This is a genomic window from Flavobacterium ardleyense, from assembly GCF_042686085.1.
Lineage (GTDB): Bacteria > Bacteroidota > Bacteroidia > Flavobacteriales > Flavobacteriaceae > Flavobacterium > Flavobacterium ardleyense.
Map to the genome: position 1 here is coordinate 138,532 of NZ_JBHUOL010000018.1, position 17,097 is coordinate 155,628.

17 protein-coding genes and 1 other RNA gene are annotated in these 17,097 nt (G+C 31.4%); 3 read left to right on the plus strand and 15 right to left on the minus strand.

Annotation, left to right across the window (positions count from 1 at the left end):
- Positions 1-100: 100 nt before the first annotated feature.
- Positions 101-1,561, plus strand: coding sequence for a cryptochrome/deoxyribodipyrimidine photo-lyase family protein (locus tag ACFSX9_RS10460; protein ID WP_379807405.1), 1,461 nt, complete (start codon positions 101-103; stop codon positions 1,559-1,561).
- Here ACFSX9_RS10460 and ACFSX9_RS10465 read toward each other — a convergent pair.
- The 10 genes from ACFSX9_RS10465 to ACFSX9_RS10510 form a co-directional block, all read right to left on the minus strand.
- Positions 1,558-2,214, minus strand: a complete 657-nt coding sequence (locus ACFSX9_RS10465; protein ID WP_379807407.1) for an HAD family hydrolase — start codon at positions 2,212-2,214, stop codon at positions 1,558-1,560. The two genes, ACFSX9_RS10460 and ACFSX9_RS10465, sit on opposite strands and share 4 nt — an antisense overlap.
- A 112-nt stretch (positions 2,215-2,326) precedes the next feature.
- Entirely contained in the window at positions 2,327-3,232 is a 906-nt protein-coding gene (locus ACFSX9_RS10470) for a ribonuclease Z (protein WP_379807409.1), read from the minus strand.
- 168 nt (positions 3,233-3,400) lie between these two features.
- Entirely contained in the window at positions 3,401-3,868 is a 468-nt protein-coding gene (locus tag ACFSX9_RS10475) for an RES family NAD+ phosphorylase (protein WP_379807411.1), read from the minus strand.
- The gene (parS, locus tag ACFSX9_RS10480; RefSeq protein ID WP_379807413.1) at positions 3,868-4,401 is read right to left on the minus strand and encodes a type II RES/Xre toxin-antitoxin system antitoxin; all 534 of its coding nucleotides are present in this window, start codon (positions 4,399-4,401) and stop codon (positions 3,868-3,870) included. The genes ACFSX9_RS10475 and parS overlap by 1 nt, the downstream gene beginning before the upstream one ends.
- Positions 4,402-4,582: 181 nt before the next feature.
- Complete coding sequence (locus ACFSX9_RS10485) at positions 4,583-5,974, minus strand: NAD(P)-binding domain-containing protein (protein WP_379807415.1); 1,392 nt, start codon at positions 5,972-5,974, stop codon at positions 4,583-4,585.
- Between the two features lie 391 nt (positions 5,975-6,365).
- Complete coding sequence (locus ACFSX9_RS10490; RefSeq protein ID WP_379807417.1) at positions 6,366-6,698, minus strand: ribonuclease Z; 333 nt, start codon at positions 6,696-6,698, stop codon at positions 6,366-6,368.
- 38 nt (positions 6,699-6,736) lie between these two features.
- Positions 6,737-7,666, minus strand: a complete 930-nt coding sequence (locus tag ACFSX9_RS10495) for an aspartate carbamoyltransferase catalytic subunit (RefSeq protein WP_379807419.1) — start codon at positions 7,664-7,666, stop codon at positions 6,737-6,739.
- A gap of 28 nt (positions 7,667-7,694) precedes the next feature.
- Positions 7,695-8,234: a bifunctional pyr operon transcriptional regulator/uracil phosphoribosyltransferase PyrR gene (pyrR, locus tag ACFSX9_RS10500; protein WP_379807421.1), complete on the minus strand. Its 540-nt coding sequence runs from the start codon at positions 8,232-8,234 to the stop codon at positions 7,695-7,697.
- Positions 8,235-8,360: 126 nt separating this feature from the next.
- Entirely contained in the window at positions 8,361-9,884 is a 1,524-nt protein-coding gene (locus tag ACFSX9_RS10505; protein ID WP_379807423.1) for a hypothetical protein, read from the minus strand.
- A 50-nt stretch (positions 9,885-9,934) separates the two neighbouring features.
- Positions 9,935-11,554, minus strand: a complete 1,620-nt coding sequence (locus ACFSX9_RS10510) for an ABC-F family ATP-binding cassette domain-containing protein (protein ID WP_379807425.1) — start codon at positions 11,552-11,554, stop codon at positions 9,935-9,937.
- Between the two features lie 154 nt (positions 11,555-11,708).
- On the opposite strand from ACFSX9_RS10510, the gene ACFSX9_RS10515 reads away from it, so the two are divergent.
- Positions 11,709-13,109 (plus strand): TlpA family protein disulfide reductase, encoded by a 1,401-nt coding sequence (locus ACFSX9_RS10515; RefSeq protein ID WP_379807427.1) that lies wholly within the window; start codon positions 11,709-11,711, stop codon positions 13,107-13,109.
- A gap of 78 nt (positions 13,110-13,187) precedes the next feature.
- Here ACFSX9_RS10515 and fsa read toward each other — a convergent pair whose 3' ends face one another.
- The 3 genes from fsa to ffs all read right to left on the minus strand — a co-directional run bounded on the left by fsa (position 13,188) and on the right by ffs (position 14,944).
- On the minus strand, positions 13,188-13,844 hold the full coding sequence (fsa, locus tag ACFSX9_RS10520) for a fructose-6-phosphate aldolase (protein ID WP_379807429.1): 657 nt from the start codon (positions 13,842-13,844) through the stop codon (positions 13,188-13,190).
- Between the two features lie 123 nt (positions 13,845-13,967).
- The gene (locus tag ACFSX9_RS10525; protein WP_379807431.1) at positions 13,968-14,771 is read right to left on the minus strand and encodes an SDR family oxidoreductase; all 804 of its coding nucleotides are present in this window, start codon (positions 14,769-14,771) and stop codon (positions 13,968-13,970) included.
- A gap of 75 nt (positions 14,772-14,846) precedes the next feature.
- Positions 14,847-14,944, minus strand: an RNA gene (gene ffs, locus ACFSX9_RS10530) — signal recognition particle sRNA small type.
- Positions 14,945-15,032: 88 nt separating this feature from the next.
- On the opposite strand from ffs, the gene ACFSX9_RS10535 reads away from it, so the two are divergent.
- Positions 15,033-16,076, plus strand: coding sequence for a glutaminyl-peptide cyclotransferase (locus ACFSX9_RS10535; protein WP_379807433.1), 1,044 nt, complete (start codon positions 15,033-15,035; stop codon positions 16,074-16,076).
- A 54-nt stretch (positions 16,077-16,130) separates the two neighbouring features.
- Here the strand turns inward: ACFSX9_RS10535 and ACFSX9_RS10540 are convergent, their stop codons facing one another.
- Together ACFSX9_RS10540 and ACFSX9_RS10545 are read right to left on the minus strand one after the other, a co-directional pair.
- Complete coding sequence (locus ACFSX9_RS10540; RefSeq protein ID WP_379807435.1) at positions 16,131-16,598, minus strand: hypothetical protein; 468 nt, start codon at positions 16,596-16,598, stop codon at positions 16,131-16,133.
- 87 nt (positions 16,599-16,685) lie between these two features.
- Positions 16,686-17,072 carry a hypothetical protein gene (locus ACFSX9_RS10545; protein WP_379807437.1) on the minus strand — a complete coding sequence of 129 codons (387 nt, stop codon included), beginning with the start codon at positions 17,070-17,072 and terminating at the stop codon, positions 16,686-16,688.
- Between the last annotated feature and the right edge of the window lie 25 nt (positions 17,073-17,097).

Consider the following 17,097-nt stretch of genomic DNA (forward strand, 5'->3'; position numbering starts at 1 on the left):
AGAGAATAGTTATTTGTTATTTTATCTTCTAACTAGTTTTCTTCGCTTCATAATATAAACTTTGCGACTTAGCGTCTTTGTGGCAAAAAAAGAATAAAAAATGAAAATTGTTTGGTTCAAGAGAGATTTGCGTTTGCAGGATCACGAAGCCTTACAAGAAGCCTTATCGACTTCTGGAAAGACATTATTGTTATATATTTTCGAACCATCGTTACTAAAAGATTATCATTACAGTCAGCGTCATTTTGATTTCATAAAACAATCCTTAGAAGCACTTCAGAAAGAATTACTGCCTTTTCATACCCAAATTTTAATTGTTCAAGGCGAAGCACTTGCTGTCTTTGAAAAGTTAACCTCTTTAATTTCGATTAAAAGTGTCTATTCACATCAAGAAACTGGAATAAAACTTACTTTCGAACGAGATTTAGCTGTAGCAGAATTTCTGAAGAAAAAAGAAATTATTTGGAATGAATACATCACCAATGGAGTAATTAGAGGTATCAAAAACCGTAAAAATTGGAAAGAAGATTGGTATGGTTATATGGATAAAGATTGTTTGCCTTTTCAACCAACACCAAGAAGTTTTGTAAAATATATCGAAATTGAAGAATTAGAAAACCATTTTGATATTCCTTCTATTAAAACCATTCACAATACAAATTTTCAAAAAGGCGGTGTTCTCACAGCAATGCGCTATATGAATTCCTTTTTTGAAGGACGGGTTCAAAATTACAGCAGTCATATTTCCAAACCCGAATTAGCTCGAAAAGGTTGCAGTCGATTGTCACCTTATATTGCTTGGGGAAATTTATCCATTCGTCAAGTTTATACGAGAGCTTGGGAAGTACACCAACAAGGAAAATTTAAAAGATCGATTACAAATTTTGCTTCGCGATTGCGTTGGCAAGGCCATTTTATTCAGAAGTTTGAAATGGAAAGTGATATGGAATTTATTGCTGTAAATAAAGGTTATCGCAATCTAAAGCAACGAGTTGATGCCAATTATCACAAAGCTTGGATTACCGGAAACACTGGCGTTCCACTTGTAGATGCTTGTATGCGATGCTTAAATACGACGGGGTATTTGAATTTTAGAATGCGTGCTTTAGTTGTTTCGTTTTATACGCATCATTTGTTTCAACCTTGGCAGAATTGCAGTCCACATTTAGCCCAACAATTTTTAGATTTTGAACCAGGAATTCATTATCCACAAATTCAAATGCAAGCTGGCGTGACGGGAATCAATACTTTACGCGTTTACAGTCCCGTGAAGAATTCTTACGAACACGATTCAGATGGAACTTTTATTAAAAAATGGATTCCAGAATTAGCGAATATTCCGTCTGAATTTGTGCACGAACCTTGGAAATTGACTCCAATTGAGCAACTTTTTTACGATTTCGAAATTGGACGTGATTATCCATTTCCTATTGTAAATTTAGATGAAGCTCGCAAATTTTCAAGTGATTTCTTTTGGTCAATGCGAAATGACGAAGCTGTAAAAAAGGATGGAAAACGAATTGTTGACAAACATACTTTGCAAGGTGAAAAACGCGATTAATTCAAATCGCGTATTATTTCAAAATTTAATTCATTAAAATGCTGTACAACCGTATTTGCTTTGGATAAATCTTGGTCTTTAGAATGAAAACTATTGTAACCAACGCAGAAAATGCCTGCTGAAACCGAAGCTTGAATTCCATTTGTACTATCTTCGATTACAATGCAACTTTCCTTTGATGCAAATGATAAACTTGCTGCATGTTCGAAAATGGCAGGATGTGGTTTTGATTTTGGAAAATCTTCACCTGAAACTTTATGCGTGAAATATTGGTGCAAGTCAAAACGATTGAAAACACGCTCAATAGTAGTTTTAGAAGCCGAAGATGCTAAAATCAATTGGATTCCATTTTTGTGTAAATCTTTAATCAAATCTTCTACGCCTTCAATCAAAAACAAATCTTCTTTGGTGTCAAATGCTTCATTAAACAAGTGGCGTTTGCGTAAGATTAAATTTTCAACATCTTCTTGTAAATCAAATCGCTCCTTTAATTTTTGAAAAATATTACGTGTTGAATTTCCTGTGTAAGAAGCATACATTTCAGGCGTAACATCAATATTTAATTCTTTAAAATGTTCGTGATAAGCATAATGGTGCACTGGTTCAGTGTCTACAATTACGCCATCCATATCAAAAATAACCGTTTGTATCATATTTTATTTATTGAAAATTTGACTTCTTGTTTTTGAAACATATAAGTCATATAAGTTTTAGAATAGATTCTATTAATTTCTTGAATTTATAAAATCTGTGTTGCTTCCTAATTTAAAATTCGAATTCCCTACCGTCATCGGCCAATAAAACGTTTTCAAAAACAGTTTCTGCTTCAGTTTTGAAAGGTTCGATGGATCCGTATCTTGTGGAATAATGTCCTAAAATAAGTTGTTTAACATTGGCTAATTTGGCAATTTTAGCTGCTTCTTTTGCCGTACAATGTTTCGTTTTTTCAGTATATTGTTGTTCTGAATCTAAAAATGTGGATTCATGATACAAAACATCTACTTCTTTAATTAGCGGTACAATTGATTCGTCGTACATTGTGTCGCTACAAAAGGCATAACTTTTAGGAACATCCGGAGGAAAGGAAAGAAGCTCGTTATCAATAACTTCACCAGAATCTAATGTAACATTTCCACCTAGTTTTATTTTATCAAAATAACATTTTTCTATTTTATATTTGGCAACTGCTTCAATATTTAAATGACGGTTTCCAACTTTTTCTCGAAACAAAAATCCATTGGTATAAACCCTATGATTTAATGGAATTGTACTCACCGTTACTTTATCGTCCTCATAAATCACTTCACTTTCTTTGGATTCTAATTCGTGAAAGTACAAATTATACCCTGTGAACGAACCCGAAGCTCTTAGTTGTAATAAAATAATTTCTTTGATTCCTTTTGGACCATAAACATGCAAATCATTTTCTCTATTTAACAACAAAAACGTCGATATTAAACCGATTAAGCCATAAAAATGATCGCCATGTAAGTGAGAAATAAAGATGTGATTGATACGAGAAAATTTGATCTTATGCTTTCGCAATTGAACTTGCGTTCCTTCGCCACAATCAATTAAAAAAAGATGATTTTTAATATCTAATACTTGAGAAGTGGGATTGGTTATCGTTCTTGGTGTTGCGGCATAACAGCCGAGTATTTGTAGTTTCAAGATAAAAAGTTTTCAGGTTTTTAATACTATTTGTCGGACCAAATTTCTGTTTTCTACTTCATACTATTTTGGTACAGGCAATATTCGTAAATTTAAGACAAAACTTTAGAAGCACAAAACTACTTTTAGGAATTTTAACTTAATTTAGAAACTCTTTTTAAAAGACAATTAAGGTTTAATTCTGGAATCAAAATTCATTTTATAGGAAGTAATGACTTTTATTTTAGTAAAATCGGGATGATTTGGATTTATTAAGTAGTTAAATTCTTGTGGCACAATGCTGCTCGGTACTTTTAAAACAGCAGCTTCGTTGTAATGAATGAAATCGTCGCCTATTATTTGCGTAGTTGTCGTTGGCGGTTTATTATCCCAATCTGAAGGTAAATCTTCGCGTTTAACTTCGGAAATTAATACATCATCTGGAATTTCAATTTCTACATAATAACGATCATTTGGTAAGTCTTCATTTAAGTCCAAATGGACAGAAACTTCTAGTGTGGCTAAAGCTCTACTTTCGGCTGTATAAACAACTCTTGTAAACATACTGTTCCATCGGTATCCTTTTGACATAGACGCACCAATACCTTGTAGTGTCATTGCTAAGTATTTTTCCCTTTCGATTCTAAAAACTACCATCAGGCGAAATTTCCGAATTCGATTCTATTTAAACAAAATTTCACTTCATCAATTCCAGTGATTGTGTCTAGCATACTTTCAGGTGAATTCCCTCCAAGCGAGAGATTTGGCTTTTTTAACCATCTTTGAAATTTTTCATTCTCATGGTTAAATACTTCAACACCAAAATCAATTAATTCAGTAATTAATACTACTAATTCACTATCACGACTATCAAGTAATGCGTGGTCGCTCTTCTTTTTATTGTAAGTGGTTTGTGGCAAACCTACTAAAGTCAACATGGATTTTACAGGTCGGTTCAATCTTTTACTTATAACTTCTATGGAACCATAAGGAATACCTGCTCTAATAATTTGAACCCGTTCGATTTTATTAGTCCAAACATATTCTTTATTATCAGATATTAAAGTCCACTTTTTACCCATTACACTTTTTTCAGAAGCATTTTGAATACTTTTTGTTGTATCAAAAGGTACAGTTTTATTTGAAGGCTCTTTCATAATTACAATAGATTTATTGTAAATATACAACATAACTGTTGCTTTTCAAATTTTTATATCTATCATTAATACTTCAATCTTATGCAATTACTATTTCAACTCACTGGCAACTAATGAATAAGTTAATGGATCAACTGATTAAATGGTAAAAAAAAACCTCACGAATCAAAAGGACAAGTGAGGTTTCAAAACAAATAAGTATTTTAAAATGTATTTATAGCGTATTTTTCTCCATAGTAAATTCCATTTCATCGTTAGATTCATCCATATATAAATAGCGTTCTTTGCTATCATCTAATTCGTCCATCCATTCCGTATGATGGGTTTCTGCCATAGTTCCGGTCACAACACTTTGAAATGTTTTATCCCGATAGGTCAAAATATCTTCGTCTTTATCTTTTAACCATTCCTTAAACATCACGGCAACTTTATCCACATTGAAATCAGGGTAATCTGATAAACTCAATAAATCTTTAATATAATCGGTTTGAAAATCAACATGATCAAAGCTCGATTCTAATTTTTGATTGGCTCGCAACCATTTATCCATATCTACTCTACGTTCTTCTTTAGTTGGTAATTTATAAGTCCCCATCATATAATCTCTAGCTAACCAAGCCTGCGTATCAAACATATTAAATGTATAATACTGATCCTGCATTCCAAGATACATCATTTTTGGTAATTCGTTGAAGAAAATACCTTTATAAACTTGATCGGGATATAAATTATTCTTGGTTTTCATTCGCAATTCATCTGGCAGGAATGGAAATTTATGTTGGTAACCCGTACAAAGAATTACGGCATCGTATCGTTTTGAACTTCCGTCTTTAAAATGGGCGATGTCATCTTCAAAACGCATCAACAACGGCACTTCTGAAATTCCTTCTGGCCAGTTTACGCCAATCGGATTAGTACGATAACTCAAGGTAACCGATTTCGCTCCGTGTTTGTGGCATTGCACACCGATATCTTCCGCCGAATAACTGCTTCCAACAATTAGAATATCTTGATCTCTATAAGGATCAGCTCCTCTAAAATCATGTGCGTGCAAAACTTGTCCCGGGAAATGTTCAATTCCTTTAAAATAGGGCATATTTGGTGTAGAGAAATGTCCGGAAGCGACAACTAAATAATCAAATTCTTCTGTATAAGTAACGTCATCTTTGAGGTTATCTAAAACTACTTCGAATTTCTTAGTTGCTTCGTTGAAATTCACCCATCTTACCGTGGTGTCAAAACGAATATATGCTCTAACGTCATCTTTTTTAATTCGACCTTGAATGTAATCAAACAGAACAGGTCTTGGAGGATAAGAGGAAATCGGCTTTTTAAAATGTTCATCAAAAGAATAGTCAGAAAATTCCAAGCACTCTTTTGGTCCGTTAGACCATAAGTATTTGTACATACTTCCGTGAATTGGCTCACCATACTTCCCTACTCCTGTTCTCCAGGAAAAGTTCCACATTCCACCCCAATTACTCTGTTTCTCGAAGCAAACAACTTCTGGTACTTCAAACCCTTTTTTCTTAGCGGCTTCAAAAGCTCTCAATTGGGCTAATCCACTGGGACCAGCGCCAATAATTCCGACTCTTTTTTTACTCATTTTTGTGTATATAAAATTAGATTACACTAGGTAAAACCAGTGCAAATTGTTAGTGCATATATTTATGTATAATTTTAACTCTAAGTGGAGTTATGGAATTTATAAGATTGCAATATAAATATTGCTAAAATTCCTTTAAATCACAATATACGAAAATTCAGAAGATTTTACAAGTTTAAATCTTATTTTATGTGGTTTTAAACTACTTTTAACATTAAAAAGACGCTTTTTAGTGTTAAAATATAATTTCATATTTAGCTCACAAATCTTTACTTAGGATTTAAAGGTATAATTATAAAACAGAAAAAGCTAAAAACAGCAGTTGTTTTTAGCTTTTAGAAAAGTATTTAAAATAATAACTTACGTTAAATATAGTATTTTATACGAAAAATTAAAAGCCTAAATCACGTTCAATTTCGTCCATTTCAATCATATCGTGCGCTTCTAAAACAGAAGGAACCACACTCAGATAATCAGGTATTTTGTCAATATCGACTTTATCCGTCACGATAATAATAGATTTTTTTGCTTTTGTATGGTTTCTAGAAAAATCTTTAAAATGAAGTAAACAGTCATTTGAAACTTCTTTCGCTTGAGAAAGGTCCAAAATTAAATTTTGAGTTTGGAATTCGTGATACTGATTGGTGATTTTTTCAACAAAAGCTTCCACATTATTAAGGGTGTGTTTTAAAACCGTTGTATGACCTTTTTGTTCTACTTTCATAAAGTTATTTTTACTAATGGATAAAGCTAATATACTATTTAATTCTTAATCTTACTAGCCAATAAATAAATAACCGCCATACGAACTGCTACTCCATTTTCTACCTGATTTAGAATCACTGATTGTCCCGAATCTGCCACATCAGAAGTGATTTCTACACCGCGATTAATGGGTCCAGGATGCATAATTACAACTTCTTTATTTAGTGATTGCAACAATTCTTTTGTTACACCATATTGTTGGGTATATTCTCTTGTAGTAGGGAAATAACTTACATCTAAGCGTTCGTTTTGTACGCGAAGCATATTTGCTACATCACACCATTCTAAGGCTTTACGAAGATTTGGTTCTACGGTTACGCCAAGTGATTCGATATACTTGGGAATTAGCGTTTTTGGACCACACACCTTTACTTCAGCTCCCTGCATTTGAAGCGCGAAGATATTTGACAAAGCAACTCTCGAATGTAAAATATCACCGACAATTACTACTTTTTTACCGCCAACATCTCCTAATTTTTCTCTAATCGTAAAACTATCTAGTAAAGCCTGTGTTGGATGTTCGTGAGCACCATCACCAGCATTTAAGATACTTGCACTTACATTTTGAGATAAAAAATGTGCGGCTCCCGGACTACTATGACGCATCACAACCATATCTACTTTCATAGCTAAGATGTTGTTCACAGTATCAATTAGGGTTTCACCTTTTTTAACCGAAGATTGCGCCGCCGAAAAACTAATTACGTCTGCCGAAAGTCGTTTTTGAGCTAATTCGAAAGATAATTTAGTTCTTGTGCTGTTTTCAAAAAAGATATTTGCAATAGTAACATCACGTAATGAAGGTACTTTTTTTATGGGACGATTTATTACTTCCTTAAACTGATCGGCAGTTTCAAAGATTAATTCGATATCCCTTTTAGTGATGTTCTTTATTCCGATTAAATGATTTACTGATAATTCTTTCATTTATATGTAGTGTGTGTTTGTAGTTCTTTTATTTGGTAACTAAATAAACGGCATCTTCTCCATCTTGTTCTAGCCATTTCACTAAAACCTTTTCGTTGTTGATTACATCGACTTGTCTTCCTCTATAATCAGGCTGAATAGGCAAATGTCGGCTGAAACGTCTGTCAATTAAGGCTAAAAGTTCCACTTCCGATGGTCTTCCAAAAGATTGAATTGCGGTTAATGCCGCATTAATACTTCTTCCTGTAAACAAAACATCGTCTATGAAAACTACTTTTTTATTTTCTACTAAGAAATCGATTTGGGTTTTATTAGCTTCCAATGGCTTTTCGCTACGTCTAAAATCATCACGAAAGAATGTAATATCTAAAAAGCCCAGCTGAATATCTTTTATCTGGTAATCCGATTCTAAAATTTGTTTGATTCTTTCGGCTAAAAACTTACCTCTTGGTTGTAGTCCAATAAGAATAGTATCTGAGAAATCAAGATGATTTTCAATTAGTTGACAAGCTAATCGATGCAAGATAATGTGTACTTCTTTTGAAGTGAGCAAAACTTTTTGACTCATATTTATTTTAGTTGTGTAATTCTTGTAAAGATATAATTTTTAAATCATTTTTATAAGTATAATTTCACTCTGTAAAGTCTTTAAAATTTAGAAAAAACACCAATTTTCAATAAAAAAGCTCTCCTATTATTCTTTAAAAAAATAGACTCCATTTTCGTTGGCATATCCTAAAAATTCATTGGCTTCGTTAAACAATCCAAATAGAATGTGTTCTTTTACATCATAAAAATGAGAAATGTAAAATTTTGGCTTATACTTAAATTCATATTTTGAATATTGAAAATTATTCAGTCCATAAATATTAAAAATACTGTAATTTTCACCGTGCCTTAAAATAGAGAACTTAGAATCGTATTGTTTACTTTTATATTCATTTTTATAATACGTATCATATTTGATAGGAAGTGCTTCTTCACCCGTAGTTGTTAGGAAACCGAATTTAGCGTCTTTATAAACGATAAAGTAATTTTCTATATTTTTAAAAAGTTTCTGTTGGCTATTGTTATCAGTAAAATTTATTTTAATCCGATCATAAAGTGGTTTGATTATTTCAGTTCCAAATAAATCATTTACTCCATATTTTATTTTTTTCGTTTTCTTGTCTTTAATTCCGTAAATATAACTTTGTGAAATAGTGTTTTTAGTACTCAAATTAGAATTAAAAAAAGCAACAGAATAATATTTTTCAGGACTCATGTAAATTGAATCTGTAAAATAATAGCCAATATTATTATTTATTTTATATTCCAAATAGTTAAATACTCCAGTTGGTTTTTTACCAAAATAATAGTCAAATTTATAATCTACAATTTTTAAATCTTTTGCTTTTTTGGACAAACTTATTTCTGTTGTATCTTTTTTCCTACCCATCGATGTTTCTAAAAAGTATTTGTTTTCTTTAACTTTTATTGCAGTAAACTTATACGTGTGAAATGAATAATGATATACTTCTTCATTATCTTCATTATAAGTGCTCCTTTCTATAATCATTGATTGACTATTAAGCTCTTTTTTCTTTGCAGAAGCATCTTGTAAAACAACTTTATCTTGATTTTTAGCTATTTCATAGTAATTTATCTTATTAGCTTTAGTTACTTTTATAATTTTACTTGTAAAATCAGATAGATAGGGCACTGAAACATCGTCTACATTGGTTATTGAAATACTTTCAAGATCTTGTTTTTTAGAATTATAAATATATAAATCATATTTTTTTACTCCTTTTTCGTAATATTGTGCTTTTACAATATGGAATAAACAATTTTCGCAATACTTAAAAAATTCTAAATGATAATAGCTATCTGAAAGCATTTTCTTTCCATATAGATTAAAAAAATTATGGTATGGAAAGTATTCTTTAGTATTGTATTTTGCTAAAATATACTCTTTTTTTAAATAATAATCTATGTAATCATTACCTATAACAATCTCTTTTAATTGATATACTAAGCCAGAAAGTGTATCCCTTTTAAAATTTAAAATTTCATTTTGATTACTATTAACATCTAACGAGTCATAAACGGCTTCAGTCTTTAAAACACCATTATAATCTGAGATTGCATACTTATTCCCTATTTTATAAGGAACATACATTTCTTGTCCAAAAGCAGAAAAACAAGTGATTAGAAGTAAAAATAAATATTTTTTCATAATTTTTATTTGCAAAAAATCCCAAATTTTCATTTGGGATTATAGTATATTTAAGAATACATTTTAATTCTTAGCTCTTTTACTTTTTCATCGTCTAAATATTCATCAAATGTCATGTATCTGTCGATAGCTCCATTTGGTGTTAATTCTAAGATTCTATTTCCTACTGTCTGTGCAAATTCGTGGTCATGCGTTGTAAACAATACAGAACCTTTGAAGTTATTCAATGAATTATTGAAAGCAGTGATCGATTCTAAGTCCAAGTGATTCGTAGGTTCATCTAACATCAACACGTTAGCTCTAATCATCATCATACGCGATAACATACAACGTACTTTTTCTCCTCCAGATAAAACATTACATTGTTTCAATGCTTCTTCGCCAGAGAAAATCATTTTACCTAAGAATCCACGAACATAAACTTCGTCTCTTTCTTCTTCTGTTTTCACCCATTGACGTAACCAGTCAACCAAATTTAAATCTACACCATCAAAAAATGCGTGATTATCAACCGGTAAATAAGATTGTGTCGTAGTAATTCCCCAATCAAATGTTCCTGAGTCAGGCGTCATATTATTATTTAAGATTTCATAAAAAGCAGTTGTTGCTCTAGAATCTTTAGAGAAAACTACAATTTTATCTCCTTTTGCCATGTTTATGTTTACATCCTTAAATAAAACATCTCCTTCTACAGAAGCACTTAAGTTTTGAACATTTAAGATTTGGTCTCCAGCCTCTCTTTCCGTATCGAAAATAATTGCTGGGTATCTTCTGCTTGAAGGTTTAATCTCGTCTAAATTTAATTTTTCAATCATTTTCTTACGAGAAGTAGCTTGTTTAGATTTAGCAACGTTCGCGCTAAAACGGCGAATGAATTCTTCTAATTCTGCTTTTTTCTCTTCAGCCTTTTTATTTTGTTGTGCTTTTTGACGTGCCGCTAATTGCGAAGATTCGTACCAAAACGTATAGTTACCAGAGTAATTCGTAATTTTCCCAAAGTCAATATCAGAAACGTGAGTACAAACTGCATCTAAAAAGTGACGGTCATGCGATACTACTAAAACAGTATTTTCATAGTTTGCTAAGAAATTCTCTAACCAACCAATTGTTTCGAAATCCAAGTCGTTAGTAGGCTCATCCATAATTAAAACGTCAGGATTACCAAATAAAGCTTGAGCTAATAAGACACGAACTTTTAGTTTTCCGTCCATTTCACTCATTAAAGTATAATGGTGTTCTGCTCCAATTTCTAAGTTAGATAACATTGTCGCCGCATTACTTTCTGCATTCCAACCGTTCATTTCATCAAACTTCAATTGCAATTCGCCAATTTTGTTCGCGTTTTCGTCGGTATAATCAGCATATAATGCATCCATTTCTGTTTTAATAGCATGTAACACCTTATTTCCCATCAAAACTGTTTCTAAAACAGTATGTTCGTCAAATAAGTTGTGATTTTGATTTAAAACTGACATACGTTTTCCAGGTTCAAGGATTACTCTACCTGAAGTAGGATCCATTTCGCCTGCAATAATTTTCATGAAGGTAGATTTTCCAGCACCATTTGCTCCAATGATTCCGTAGCAGTTTCCTTGTGTGAAAGTCGTATTTACTTCATCAAATAAAATTCGTTTACCAAATTGAACCGATAAATTTGAAATTGTTAACATTTTTTGTATCTTTTAAAAACTGATGCAAAAGTAGTAAAAATAGTAGATTTTCGGAAGGATAATTTAGAATTAATATAGGTTTAATTTAACTGAACGTTAACAAGCTATTTTCTTTTAAACTAATACATTTGTTCATAAATTAATAATCTATTAGATGATTAAGAATTACTTTAAATATTTTCTCCCCCTATCTATCGCAATTTTTTCTACTTTGACCTCTTGTAGCAAAGGGTTTGACGCCGATAACTATGTGGCTTATATAGGTGGTGAAATTGTCAATCCGCAAGAAAATTTCGTTTTATTTTTGAAAGATAATGAACTTATTGACACGATTTTCTTGGATAAAGACAATCGTTTTATGCATAAATTTGATTCATTAGTACCTGGATTATATACTTTTAAGCATGATCCTGAATATCAATACATCTATTTTGATAAGAATGATAGTTTAATGATACGATTAAATACATTCGATTTTGATAACTCAATTGTCTTTTGTGGTCGTGGTGATGAAAAAAATAATTTCTTAATGGAATTATATCTTCAAAACGAAGCAGACAAAGCCTTGATGTTTAAGGTCTTCGATAGAGATGTAAACAGATTTGTAAAAAATATTGATTCTAGTTTTGCCATTCGAAAATCACTTTACTTGAAGAAAAAAGCTGAAATTGGCTGGGATGCTAATTTTGATTTAATTGCGAAATCTAGTTTAGATTTTCATCATATTTCGAAAAAAGAGATTTATCCTTACGCACATCAATTTCGTACAGGAGAAAACATTAGACAGACGCTACCAAAAAATTACTACAGCCATCGAAAGGAAGTTGATTTTGACAATACAAGCTTAACCGATTTCGCGCCTTATATAAGGTATGTGAATTCGTTATTAACTAATGTGGCACTTCAAAACAACGCAAATGATTTAAATGAAAATTCTTTAAATAATAATATTGCGAAATTAAACATTACTGATACTTTAATTAAAAACGAAAAAACGAAAAATGTTGTGCTGAACAACGTGGCTTTGATGTATTTGTTAGAAGATCAAAACATGTATAATAATCAAAAATTTGTAGAACGGTACTTGCAATTATCTACAAATGTTGAACAAGAAAAAGAAATTACTGAAATATATTCTTCGGTACAGAATTTAAAAGTTGGGAATAAATTACCAGAAATCAGTTTAATTGATGAAAACAATGAGCCTTTTGACATTCGCACGTCAATTAAAAAACCTACCGTTTTGTTTTTCTGGACAACGCCAGCAGAATCACATTTAATTACAGCTCATAAGAAAGCAATGGAACTCAAGGAGAAATATCCAAATTATGATTTTATTGCTATCAACATTAATGATTCTGATTCTAAATGGAGAAATGCACTTAAGAAATACAAATTAAATACTATAAAAGAACTTCATTCAGTTGATTTTGAAGCCATTCGTAAACTGTGGGTAATCACAAAAGTGCATCGCATTATTGTTTTAAATTCCGATGGAACTATTAAAAATGGCTTCGCGAATTTCTTTGATGTTCATTTTGAACAGAATTTATAATAAAAGTTACTACTTATTTTAACTAAAAAAAGCGTCCCGAATTCGAGACGCTTTTTGCTTTTGTACAACTTGAAGAAATTATTTATTTCCTTTTTCGTAATCTGCAATAAACTGAGCGATTCCAATATCAGTTAAGGGATGTTTTAATAATCCTGTAATTGAAGATAATGGTCCAGTCATTACGTCTGCACCAATTTTTGCACAATTAATAATATGCATTGTATGACGAACAGAAGCTGCTAAAATTTGAGTTTCAAAACCATAGTTATCATAGATTTGACGAATTTCATCAATAAGGTTTAAACCGTCTGTAGAAACATCATCTAATCTTCCTACGAAAGGCGAACAGTAAGTTGCTCCCGCTTTAGCCGCTAATAAAGCTTGGCCAGCAGAGAAAATTAAAGTTACATTTGTCTTGATTCCTTTGTCTGAAAAATATTTACATGCTTTTACACCTTCTTTAGTCATAGGTAATTTCACAACGATTTGTTCGTGTAAATCAGCTAATTCTTCACCTTCTCTGATCATGCCTTCTAAATCCATTGCATTTACTTCGGCACTTACATCACCGTCCACAATATTACAGATGTCCACATAATGTTTTAAAATATTATTTTTACCTGTAATTCCTTCTTTAGCCATTAATGATGGATTTGTTGTAACGCCATCTAAAATACCTAATTCTTGTGCCTCTTTAATTTGCTCTAAATTAGCTGTGTCAATAAAAAATTTCATATTGTTCTATTTTATAAGTGTGTGTTGTTCTGAATTACAAAAGTAAGGAATCAAATTCAAAAATCAATTGCAAACTCAATCTCAAGTTCAAAAATTCTAACTTCTGAATTCTAACTTCTAATTCTATAATTTATAATGATTCATTAGCATTTTCTCGTAGATTTTATCAGGCAAAATTCGCTTTAAGACTATAGAGAACTTTTGCATAAAAGCACCAACTTTATAATGAATTTTTGGATTATTGTCTTGAATTATTCCATAAATAGCAGTTGCCATTTCGTTTGGATTACTACCACTATCTACGTGATTGTCCATTTCTTTTAAAGTAGTGCCATAAGTGATTTCATAAGCCGAACCTTTTACTACTGGCGCGTGATAACGACCTGCTGCAATATTGGTTGCGAAATCTCCTGGTGCCACATTTGTAATATGAATTCCAAAGGATTTCACTTCCATTCTTAAGGCTTCAGTAATAAGTTCTAAAGCACCTTTTGAAGCGGAATAAACGCCTCTGTAAGGCAATCCCATATAACCAGCAATAGAAGTAACGTTAATAATTAATCCCGATTGTTGTAGACGCATTTGAGGTAAAACTGCTTTCATTACTTCTATCGGTCCAAATAAATTCGTTTCGAAATTATTTTTTATTTCTTCTGTAGGAATTTCCTCAATTGGCCCCGTAATTCCAACGCCTGCATTATTAATTACAACATCTAAACGTCCTGATTTATGAATTACTTCAGCAACACATTTTACAATACTCTCCTTATTTCGAACATCTAATGCCACTAATGGAAACATTGAATTGGTGATTTTCTCAGGATTACGACTTGTTCCATACACTACAAATCCTTTTTGATGAAGAAATTCGCCAATAGATTTTCCAATGCCTGATGAACCGCCTGTAATTAGTACTACTTTACTCATTTTATTAGGATATGATGCGAAGTTACGCAACTTTAGGACAAAAAAAAATCTCCTACAATGGGAGATTTAATAAAAAATGGCAAGCGACCTACATCGCACCGCTACAACCACATACCTTTGCTGTGTTCCCACCCTGGAGGAGTCTGCAGGAGCTGGTCGTGTAGGACTTGCCGGTACAAATATACAATCTTTTTATATTTTTGCAAGCGAATTGTGAGTATAAAAAATGATTGTATATTTACCCTATAAAATATTTAAACCATGTTAAAAGTTAAGCTATTCGCTTTCATAGTATTAGGTCTGATTTCAACTGCATGTAAAGACGATGAAAATGCATTAAAAAATTTGTTCGAAGTCGATAATTCAAGCATAAAACCCATTTTAAAGCTAGAAGAGAGCGTTAATTTGGTTTTAAAAAACAAGGAAAACAAAGTTATTGACTCTACAATATATTTTATTAATAACATAAAAGTTGGAACTGTAAAAGGAAATGAGAAGCTAAATTTTGAATTAAAAGATCAAAAATTGGGCAACCAAACAATTAAAGCATTGGTTTATTTTGAAGGAAAGAACGTAGAAGTTATTTCTAGCTTTTCAATTTTTGCATCGCATGAACCAAAAATAATAAACTATAAAATTTTAAATACTTATCCACACGATATTACTGCTTATACACAAGGTTTAGAGTTTTATAATGGCGTATTAGTTGAAGGAACAGGTCAATATAAGAAATCTACTTTAAGAAAAACTGATTATAAAACCGGTAAAGTACTAGAATCAATCAAACTAGAAGATCGATTTTTTGGCGAAGGAATTACGGTTTTAAAAGATAAAATCTACCAATTAACGTGGAAAGAAAAAACAGGTTTTGTGTATGATGCTAAAACTTTCAAATTAGAAAAAACCTTTACAATTGACACCGATGGTTGGGGAATAACAAATGATGGTGAAAAGTTATACATGAGCGATGGTTCTGAAAAAATTTACATTTTAAATCCAGAGACTTTAAAGGTGGAAAATTTTATTAATGTATTTACTAATAGTGCAAGAATTGAAGCGGTGAATGAAATGGAATGGATTAATGGCAAAATTTGGGCAAACATTTATCAAAAAGATTCTATTGCCGTAATTGATCCAAAAACGGGCGCTGTAGAAAATGTAATCAATTGTTCAGATTTAAGAAGCAAAGTTACTCAACATGAAGAATTAGATGCTTTCAACGGAATAGCTTACAATCCTGCAACGAAGACCTATTTTGTAACTGGTAAAAATTGGGATAAAGTATTTGAATTAGCAATTGAATAATATTCTCGAAAACTCATAAAAAATGCCTCAACTTACATTGAGGCTTTTTTAGTTTTAAATCTTACTGCTAATCAATTGTTGCCACTTTGTAGCTAATCGAACTTCTTCACCAATAATAAAGTGAGATGGACTGGTTTCAAAAAATACTAAATGCATATCTTTTTGCGTCTTAAATTCTAAATGCAAAGAAAGTTTTACAATATCGTGGTTTTGTTTTGGAACTCCAGATTTTCCCATTTTAACGATTGTACATTTTTTGATTTCTTTCATTCGAATTACATCTTTAAACACGGCATCTTCATGCTTTCCAATAAAACATAATTCTTCTGCTTTTAATCCGATTCCATAATCATTGTTCCAGAAATCAGCATCTATGAATTTGTCGTTTTTATCTACTGATAATTGGTTTAGGTCTTTTAAAGCTTGATTTTTTTTCTTTTTAACGTTTTTATTGATGATGTAAATTGGTCCGATGATGAATGAAAAAAGTACGGCTCCAAGTATAGTGTTGGTAATATCCATTTTTTGATTTTATTTTAAATTAAGTGTACGAGCATTGTTCCCAAAGTATACTAAATACAAGGGATTAACTATAATATAAAATAAGATTTACCAAAAATAATGAAAAGGAAAAATGATGATGGATGTTGTGAAAAATAAATCTATAAAGTTCTTTTTACTAAAGAAAACTTCAAAGCTATTTTTAAGAATCAACTCTATTTGAAAAAATGAAATCGTATGAAAAAATGGATAAGTAAGTTTTCTTACAATTTCATTAGAACGCGAATTACTTTGTCCGGCTTTAAAAGAAAAAGATTCTTTTTGAATGCCTTCCGCGTTAAATTCGAAATTATTTTGTTCGATTTTAGAACTAACTTCTTTTGAAAAAGCAACAGCTGATGGATTCGAAACTGAATCTTCCGAACTATTCCACGCCAAAAAACCGAATATAAAAACGATTAATAAGGAAATGAAATAATTCGCTATTTTTTTCAATTGAATTTCTTTGGAGTAAAAGTAA

Bases quoted from the DNA above. Each gene is read 5' to 3' on its own strand.
- ACFSX9_RS10460 (WP_379807405.1), top strand. From the start codon at position 101: ATGAAAATTGTTTGGTTCAAGAGAGATTTGCGTTTGCAGGATCACGAA.
- ACFSX9_RS10465 (WP_379807407.1), bottom strand. From the start codon at position 2,214: ATGATACAAACGGTTATTTTTGATATGGATGGCGTAATTGTAGACACT.
- ACFSX9_RS10475 (WP_379807411.1), bottom strand. From the start codon at position 3,868: ATGGTAGTTTTTAGAATCGAAAGGGAAAAATACTTAGCAATGACACTA.
- parS (WP_379807413.1), bottom strand. From the start codon at position 4,401: ATGTTGTATATTTACAATAAATCTATTGTAATTATGAAAGAGCCTTCA.
- ACFSX9_RS10485 (WP_379807415.1), bottom strand. From the start codon at position 5,974: ATGAGTAAAAAAAGAGTCGGAATTATTGGCGCTGGTCCCAGTGGATTA.
- ACFSX9_RS10490 (WP_379807417.1), bottom strand. From the start codon at position 6,698: ATGAAAGTAGAACAAAAAGGTCATACAACGGTTTTAAAACACACCCTT.
- ACFSX9_RS10495 (WP_379807419.1), bottom strand. From the start codon at position 7,666: ATGAAAGAATTATCAGTAAATCATTTAATCGGAATAAAGAACATCACT.
- pyrR (WP_379807421.1), bottom strand. From the start codon at position 8,234: ATGAGTCAAAAAGTTTTGCTCACTTCAAAAGAAGTACACATTATCTTG.
- ACFSX9_RS10505 (WP_379807423.1), bottom strand. From the start codon at position 9,884: ATGAAAAAATATTTATTTTTACTTCTAATCACTTGTTTTTCTGCTTTT.
- ACFSX9_RS10510 (WP_379807425.1), bottom strand. From the start codon at position 11,554: ATGTTAACAATTTCAAATTTATCGGTTCAATTTGGTAAACGAATTTTA.
- ACFSX9_RS10515 (WP_379807427.1), top strand. From the start codon at position 11,709: ATGATTAAGAATTACTTTAAATATTTTCTCCCCCTATCTATCGCAATT.
- fsa (WP_379807429.1), bottom strand. From the start codon at position 13,844: ATGAAATTTTTTATTGACACAGCTAATTTAGAGCAAATTAAAGAGGCA.
- ACFSX9_RS10525 (WP_379807431.1), bottom strand. From the start codon at position 14,771: ATGAGTAAAGTAGTACTAATTACAGGCGGTTCATCAGGCATTGGAAAA.
- ACFSX9_RS10535 (WP_379807433.1), top strand. From the start codon at position 15,033: ATGTTAAAAGTTAAGCTATTCGCTTTCATAGTATTAGGTCTGATTTCA.
- ACFSX9_RS10540 (WP_379807435.1), bottom strand. From the start codon at position 16,598: ATGGATATTACCAACACTATACTTGGAGCCGTACTTTTTTCATTCATC.